Genomic DNA, 7,236 nt, shown 5'->3' on the forward strand with positions numbered 1-7,236 from the left:
TCGCAACCCGAAGGGAAGGGGTCCCATCGGGCGCAACTCGGCGTTGCCTACCTTGCCCGCACATCAGTGCGGGCGGCGGCAGGCGCCTTGATTTGCGCCCGATGGAACCCCTTCGCACCTCCACAATTAGTGTGAACAGGCCCTAATCAGGCGGCCATCATCGATCAGCGCGGCCATGCGGTCTTGGAGAATCTTGCGCTCGCCTCTCAGCCCCTGTCTTGCGGCCTGGCGAAAGGCGCGCGGCGACACGCCGGCCGCACGGTGGAAGGTGCGCACGAAGTTGCTGAGGTCGGCAAAACCCACGTCCAGCGCCACATCGGTCACGGGGCGGTCGTCGTCAGCCAGCAGCCGCGCCGCGTGGCGCAGCCGGGAGCGCACCAGATACTGGTGCGGCGTGACGCCGAGCACCCGCGAAAACAGCCGCAGAAAATGAAACGGGCTCAGGCCCGCCTCGGCGGCCGCGCGGTCAAGGGCGATGTCTTCGTGCGAATGGGCGTTGATCCACAGCGCCGCCTCCACGGCGCGCCGGCGGTCGCGGGCGGCTGCCGGCTGCGGCGTAGATTTGCGGCCCGACACCACGTCCACAAAGCGGGACGCGAACCACAGGCCTATTTCATCCAGCCCGGCATCGCTGTGGCCCTCGGCCGCCGCCTGCGCGAGCTCGCCCAGCACCATGAGTTCGGGCAAGGGCGGCAGGCCACCGGTGCGCCAGGTGTTGGTGTCGCCGCCGATCAGATCCACAAAGCCCGGCGAGAGATGAAAGGCCAGGCATTCGTCGCCGCAAACATGGTGGTCGTGCGTGCACAGGTATTCATCGCCCGGGTAGCCCACCAGCACCGAGCCGGCAACCAGCTCGTACGACTCGCCGCGCACCCGGTAGCCGAAGCTGCCCTTGCGCACGTACGCGACCGAGTAGCCCTGGTGCAGCTCGGTAAAGGGCTTGGCGTCGGGCCCCGCACTGCAGCGATAGTCCACCACCTGGATGGGGCCGGACTGCAGTTCGGTAACAGTCAAACTAGCCCCCACGCTCGCCACTTCGTGTGCTTCGCTGCCCCCCCGAGGGGGCTAATTTTCCTTGGGGCGGCCCGGCGAAAAATTGCTGTGCCTTCGCGCTTTGGGATGGTTCGGCAGCGCTCATGTTGCTCTCGGCGCTGAAACTTCGTCATCGAACAGGCCGGGCGTCCCGCCAATCTGCGCGCCTTCGATCTGCAGCATGCGCAGTTTGGTCGCCACGCCGCCACCGGCCGAGAAGCCGCCCGAGCGGGCGCCCGCCGCCAGCACGCGGTGGCAGGGCACGATGGGCGCGAAGGGGTTGTGGCCCAGGGCTTGGCCCACGGCGCGCGCCGCGCCCGGCTCGCCGAGCTTGGCAGCCACTTCGCCATAGGTCAGCGTGCGGCCCGGTGGAATGGCACGGGCGACCTCGTACACACGCTGGTGAAACGGCGGCACATCGCTCATGTCCAGCGCGATGTCGCTCAGGTCGTCCCGCTCGCCGTTGAGCAAGGCCGTGATGCGGGTGATGGCGGCCTGGGCTTCGGGCGAAGGCGGTATTTCTTGCATCTGCGGAAACAGCCGTTTCATGCGGGCGCGGGTCTGCGCCAGACTGTCCTCGGGCAGCAGCAGGCCCACCAGAGCGCGCTCGCCCCAGGCGATGCCGCAGTGGCCAATGGGGGTGTCAAAAAGCGCGAAGCCTTCGGCTGTCATGGATCCGATTATGGAAGCTTCTGGGCATGAACGCTCAGCCTGGGAAATCCTGGGATTCGTGCGCAATCAGGCATCAAAAACCTTGGGGAGCAGCCGTCTCAAGCTGCTGACAAGGGCCATTAGGCCCGTCGAGCCAGCGTCAGGCACTTTCGATTTTCAATGCGATGTTTTCCTGGCTGGTGGAGGCTGGGTATCTGGCTGGCAATCCCTTGGCCCTGAGCCGACGCAAACGCAAGCTGGCGGCACCACGCGTGAGCCGCTTCCTGCCGGTAGAACATTGGGAGGTCGTCAAGGCCACCATTGAGGCAATGCTGGTGGTCAGTGAGTCAGTGATCGCGACAAGCTGCACGCTTCACGCTGCAGGTGGCTGTTTTCGTTGCTGTACATCGGTGGCTTACGTGTCTCCAAGATCTGCGGCACGACCATGGGTGGATTCTTCAGCCGGCGCGGCACAGACGCGCGCGAACGTTGGTGGCTGGAAATCACTGGCAAGGGAGGCAAGACCCGTTTAGTGCCAGCAACCGGCGAGTTGATGACCGAGCTGATGCGATACCGGGAAGCCCAAGGGTTGAGCATGCTTCCGCTGGAGGGTGAGAATGCACCGCTGGTCATACCTCTCATCGGCCCCAACAAACCAATGGCGCGCAGTGCTATCCACGAGATTGTCAAGGCTGTCTTCAGCGAGAGCGCGGCCCAATTGCGCCAGCGAGGCCCTGAATTCGAAGCGGCCGCAGCGCACCTTGAACAGGCCTCTACCCATTGGATGCGCCACACGGCCGGCAGCCACCTGAGCGAAAAGACCGACCTGAAAGTGGTCCGAGACAACCTGGGCCATGCCAATATCAGCACGACCAGCATCAACCTGCATTCAGAGGATGATGCCCGGCATGACGCCACTTCAGCGGGGCACAGCGTTGGATGGCGGACGTCATAGCTCGGCCAGGACCGTCTACCTGCCGGCCGTGATGAAGCTGTGCCCGGGGCGTGGACAGCCCGGAGCGCCTGGCTGCGCTAATCGATTTCGCCTTCAACCTCGGATCTGGCCAGCTTCGGGCAAGCACCCTGCGCAAACGCGTCAATGCCAGCCTGTGGGCTGCTGTGCCCGCCGAACTGCAAAGTGGAACGAGGCCGGCGACCGCGTCCTGCGAGGCCTGACGCTGCGGCGAGAGGCCGAGGTGGCATTGATTTGCCGTGCAGGCAAGGCTGCCTGATCTTGCCCACGCGTGAAGCCGGATTTCTATAAGACAAAGGTAATCAATCTACTGTTCAGGATTGTGATTTATTGGGTTTTTGCGTGACATAACTGACAAAAATGATATTTTTAGTTATTTTTTGTTGATTTTATTTATTTGCCTAATTAGGATACATCCAGGCAACAAAAACCATGTTTTGTTACAAAAACGGAGCGGGCAAAGCGAAAGTCGAGTTTTTTACGGTTGCGCAGTCGCCGACGGCGCGCATGAGAGTTGAATCGTTGTGATCGGGGTTGACCACCGCCAAATTGAAGTTGCCGTGGATGGCGTGGAGGCCCTGGCATACCTCTTTTGCACAGGCCGCCACAGCGCTCGGGACATCGAGGCGCAGCCCCAGGTTGTGATGTTGGACATGCACCTGCCCAAGGTGGGCGGGGACGAAGTGTTTCGCAGGAGGCGTGCTGAGCCGGCTACGTTTTTCGTGCCAGTCGTGATGTTCACCTTCGGCACGGTGGATCCGTCCTCGGCCGGCCCGATCGCGGGGTCAGGTGCTTCCGTGACGTAGTCGAAGAACGTTATGGCGCTCATGTGGATCTGGCGCTGAACGTGAGACTGGACGATCCACGCTGAAGTCAAGCGAGGCCCAAATGCAACATCCCGTTCGCACGGTGCTCCATACACTCCAGGACTGGCTTGCAACCTGCAGCCTGCGGCAACCGGGACGCCTTGTCCGCACGCATGTGCTGCCAGCGGCAAGCCACCGCGCCATCGTCGTATGGCCATTGCTTACCTTTGGGCTGCTGCTCACCGCCACACTATGGACGTGGCGCGGCTCGGTGACGCAGGCCGAGCAAATCGCTCAGGAGAGATTCGATGTCAATGTTGCCGAAGGCAACGTTGCCATTCAGCGGCGCCTGCAGGCCTACGAGCAGGTGCTTCGCGGTGGGGTTGGATTGTTCGCAGCAAACAAGGTCGTTACGCGAGACGAATGGGGTAGCTATGTAAGCACCCTTCATATCGAGAAGAACTATCCCGGCATTCAAGGCATTGGCTTTTCCGAGCGGATTCTTTCGGCTCAGCATGAAGCGCATACCAGGAGAATTCGAGCCGAAGGTTTCCCGGAATACGCGATTCGGCCCGCTGGTGAACGCACTGAATATACCTCCATCATCTACCTCGAGCCTTTCGACTGGCGTAACCAGCGCGCATTCGGTTATGACATGTTCTCAGAATCGGTGCGCCGCGAAGCGATGGAGCGCGCCCGCGATAGCGGCCGGACATCGGTGTCGGGCAAAGTCAAGCTGGTCCAGGAAACGAATCAAGCGGCACAAAGAGGTTTCCTGATGTACTTGCCGGTTTTCCAGAAGGGTGATGTGCTCCGGACCGTTGAGGAGCGCAGGGCCGCATTGGCCGGTTATGTCTACGCCCCGTTCCGGATGCGCGACTTGCTGCAAGGCACCCTTGGACCGGCGGCACTGCCCAACATCCGTCTGAAGATATTCGACGGCACGGCGATCTCCCCGGAAAGCCTGTTGTATGACAGCCTGGAGGAATCCGCCAAGACGCAGAAGACAGTGCCGGCTTTCGGTATCCGCCGAGCCTTCGAATTCAATGGGCGCCAATGGACGCTGGACTTCAGTTCGCTGCCCGCGTTCGACGCGACCATCGACGCGCAAAAGCCCCTCCTCATCCTGGTCAGTGGGCTGTTGGTAAGCGTGCTGTTTTCGGCGGTGGTGTGGTCGTCGTCGCTGAACCGCAGCCGCTCACGCGATCTGGCCGACGCCAACCATGGCCTGCAGGCGGAAATCGCCGAGCGCACGAAGCTTGAAGCGCAGCTCAAGCAGGCGAAGAACGCCGCCGAGGCAGCAAACCAGGCGAAGAGCGAGTTCCTCGCCAACGTGAGCCACGAGTTGCGCACGCCCCTCACGTTGATCCTGGCACCCCTGGAACAGTTGCTCCGCGCAGACCAACCCACCGTCGGTCAGAGGTCGCAGCTCGAGCGCGCGCAGCGCAACGCCTTGCTGCTGCTCAACCGCGTCAACGACATCCTTGATTTCTCCAAATCCGAAGCGGGCAAGTTCCAGGTGCATTGGGAGGCTGTCGACTTGGTCGAGTTGGTTTCCGGCCTGGCCGGGGATGCGGCCGTAGTCGCCGAAGGCAAGCCCTGCTCGCTCACCTGGCACGTCGATCCCGCTCTCGACAAGGTTTGCCTGGACCGGCGGCACTTCGAGAAGATGGTCCTCAATTTCCTGAGCAACGCGCTCAAGTTCACCCCCGCAGGCGGCTGGATCCGCGTCGAGGCGACATGCGTCGACGACGGCTGCTTCGAATTCGCGGTGGCGGACTCCGGGGTCGGCATCCCGGCCGACAAAATCCCGTTGCTGTTCGAGCGCTTCCAGCAAATCGACAGCTCCGCCACGCGGCAATACGGCGGTACCGGCATCGGCCTCGCACTGGTGAAAGGGCTGGTGGAATTGATGGGGGGGAGCATCGGCGTGCACAGTGAACCGGGACACGGCTCGCGTTTCTGGGTACGCTTGCCGCGCGGCGTGGACCGACTCGCGAGCCTTGGCGCCGATGCCAACGCCAGCGCCGAGCGCGCCCGCAGTGCCACCGAAGCGATGCTGCTGCGCGTTCGCTACCGCGGTGACGGCCCAGAGTCCACGCCCGCCAATTCCGGCACCGGTGCGCCGTCGGCAGAACGTGCTCTGATGCCTAAAGTGCTGGTGGCCGACGACAACCCGGACATGCGCACCTATCTGGCCGAGCTGCTCGAGGCAGAGTTCGATGTGCTGACCGCCGCGGACGGCGAGCAGGCCTGGACGCTGCTGCAGCAGCACGCCATCGATGTCGTCGTCTCCGACATCATGATGCCGGCACTGGATGGCTTGGGTCTCACGGCCCGCATCAAGGCCAGTCCCGAACTCAGTCACGTGCCCGTCATCCTGGCGACCGCCCGCGGCGGCAACGAGGCCAGTGTCGCGGGGCTGGAGACGGGGGCCGACGACTACATCGCCAAGCCCTTCTCGCCAGCGGAACTGCGTGCGCGTGTACGCGCCGCGCTGCGCATGGGGCAGACGCAGGCTCAGCTGCGGGAGAAGGCCCACGAATCGGGCATGGCCATGATGGTGACGGGCATCCTGCACAACGTCGGCAACATTCTCACGGGGGTCGCCGTTTCCTCGTCCCTCATTCACGACAAACTGCGCCAATTCCCGCTAGGCAAGCTGCGCCAGGTCGCCCAATTCATGCAAGAGCAACATGCGCAGGACCCATCCGCCCCCGGCGCAAGCAAGGCTCGTGTGCGCGCGCTACCCGAGTTCGTTGCGCGCCTGAGTGAACACCTGGAGGCAGGGCACAAGGCAGTGCTGAAGGAAACCGAAACTCTCAGAGCCAGCGTTCAGCACGCGAGCACGGTGATCGCCGCCCAGCAGGCACTTGCCAGACCGGGCGCGCAGTTGCGCGAGTTGGTGTCCGCCAATGGCCTGATGGAATCGGCACTCAAGCTCAGCCGGCCTACCTTCGAGGCGCTTGGCATAAAGCTGCATCAGGACTACGCTTACATGGGAGCCGTGAGCGTCGAGCAGCACAAGATTCTGCAAGTCCTGTTGAACCTGCTGATCAACGCCGTGCAGGCGCTGCGCAATTCGTCTCGCGCGGACAAACAGCTCTGGCTGAGCACGGCCCGCGTTGAGGGGTGGGTGCGCCTGACGGTCAGGGACAATGGCGAAGGAATCGATCCGCAACAACTGCCGATCGTATTCAGCCACGGCTTCACGACAAAGCGGGACGGGCACGGATTCGGCCTGCACCTGAGCGCCAATTGGGCCCGGGAGGTGGGTGGCACATTGACCGGTTCTAGCGACGGGCGTGGCCACGGTGCAAGCTTCACGCTGGCGTTGCCTGCGCCAACGGAAGATGCGCGCTGCGTGCACGAAAAGGACGATCCCCATACCAGCGAAACCGTCGGCTCATCTCCTCCGATTGGAGCATGCGCCGGGAAGGCGACAGAACCAGAATAGGAGTCCGATCCCGCAACGAAAACAAAAACCGATGATTTTTGTTACCCAGGAGAACCTGCCATGTCACAGGAATACGGGATTTCCCAACGACTGCTTGCTTGTTTTTGGGTCGGACTCTTCACTGCCCACAGTGACGGCCCCGGCAGGGGCGCCACCTTCACGCTGCAACTTCCGATCAACACAATGGAGACCTAGCCATGAACCCGCTTCAGAACCAGCGTATTTTGCTGATTGACGACATGCCCTCTATCCATGAGGCCTTTCACAAGATTCTCACGGCCACGCCGGCTTCGAGCGAACTGGACGACGCTGAGGCA

At 62.6% G+C, this 7,236-nt stretch carries 5 protein-coding genes; 3 read left to right on the forward strand and 2 right to left on the reverse strand.

Annotated features, from left to right (window positions below; translation table 11 throughout):
• Window positions 1-126: 126 nt before the first annotated feature.
• Together V6M61_RS06940 and V6M61_RS06945 are read right to left on the reverse strand one after the other, a co-directional pair.
• Entirely contained in the window at window positions 127-1,014 is an 888-nt protein-coding gene (locus V6M61_RS06940) for a helix-turn-helix transcriptional regulator (RefSeq protein WP_332775837.1), read from the reverse strand.
• 120 nt (window positions 1,015-1,134) lie between these two features.
• Window positions 1,135-1,704 (reverse strand): methylated-DNA--[protein]-cysteine S-methyltransferase, encoded by a 570-nt coding sequence (locus V6M61_RS06945; protein ID WP_332775838.1) that lies wholly within the window; start codon window positions 1,702-1,704, stop codon window positions 1,135-1,137.
• A gap of 376 nt (window positions 1,705-2,080) precedes the next feature.
• On the opposite strand from V6M61_RS06945, the gene V6M61_RS06950 reads away from it, so the two are divergent.
• The 3 genes from V6M61_RS06950 (at window position 2,081) to V6M61_RS06955 (ending at window position 6,919) form a co-directional block, all read left to right on the forward strand.
• Window positions 2,081-2,638 carry a tyrosine-type recombinase/integrase gene (locus V6M61_RS06950; protein ID WP_332775839.1) on the forward strand — a complete coding sequence of 186 codons (558 nt, stop codon included), beginning with the start codon at window positions 2,081-2,083 and terminating at the stop codon, window positions 2,636-2,638.
• A gap of 50 nt (window positions 2,639-2,688) precedes the next feature.
• Window positions 2,689-2,859 (forward strand): glycoside hydrolase family protein, encoded by a 171-nt coding sequence (locus V6M61_RS21015; protein WP_442957741.1) that lies wholly within the window; start codon window positions 2,689-2,691, stop codon window positions 2,857-2,859.
• Window positions 2,860-3,544: 685 nt separating this feature from the next.
• Window positions 3,545-6,919 (forward strand): CHASE domain-containing protein, encoded by a 3,375-nt coding sequence (locus V6M61_RS06955; RefSeq protein WP_332775840.1) that lies wholly within the window; start codon window positions 3,545-3,547, stop codon window positions 6,917-6,919.
• Window positions 6,920-7,236 lie beyond the last annotated feature (317 nt).

Origin of the sequence: Polaromonas sp., from assembly GCF_036676035.1 — a bacterium.
Taxonomy (GTDB): Bacteria; Pseudomonadota; Gammaproteobacteria; order Burkholderiales; family Burkholderiaceae_C; genus Polaromonas.

Excerpts from the sequence above, each read along its gene's own strand:
- V6M61_RS06945 (WP_332775838.1), bottom strand. The coding sequence starts at position 1,704 with ATGACAGCCGAAGGCTTCGCGCTTTTTGACACCCCCATTGGCCACTGC.
- V6M61_RS06955 (WP_332775840.1), top strand. The coding sequence starts at position 3,545 with ATGCAACATCCCGTTCGCACGGTGCTCCATACACTCCAGGACTGGCTT.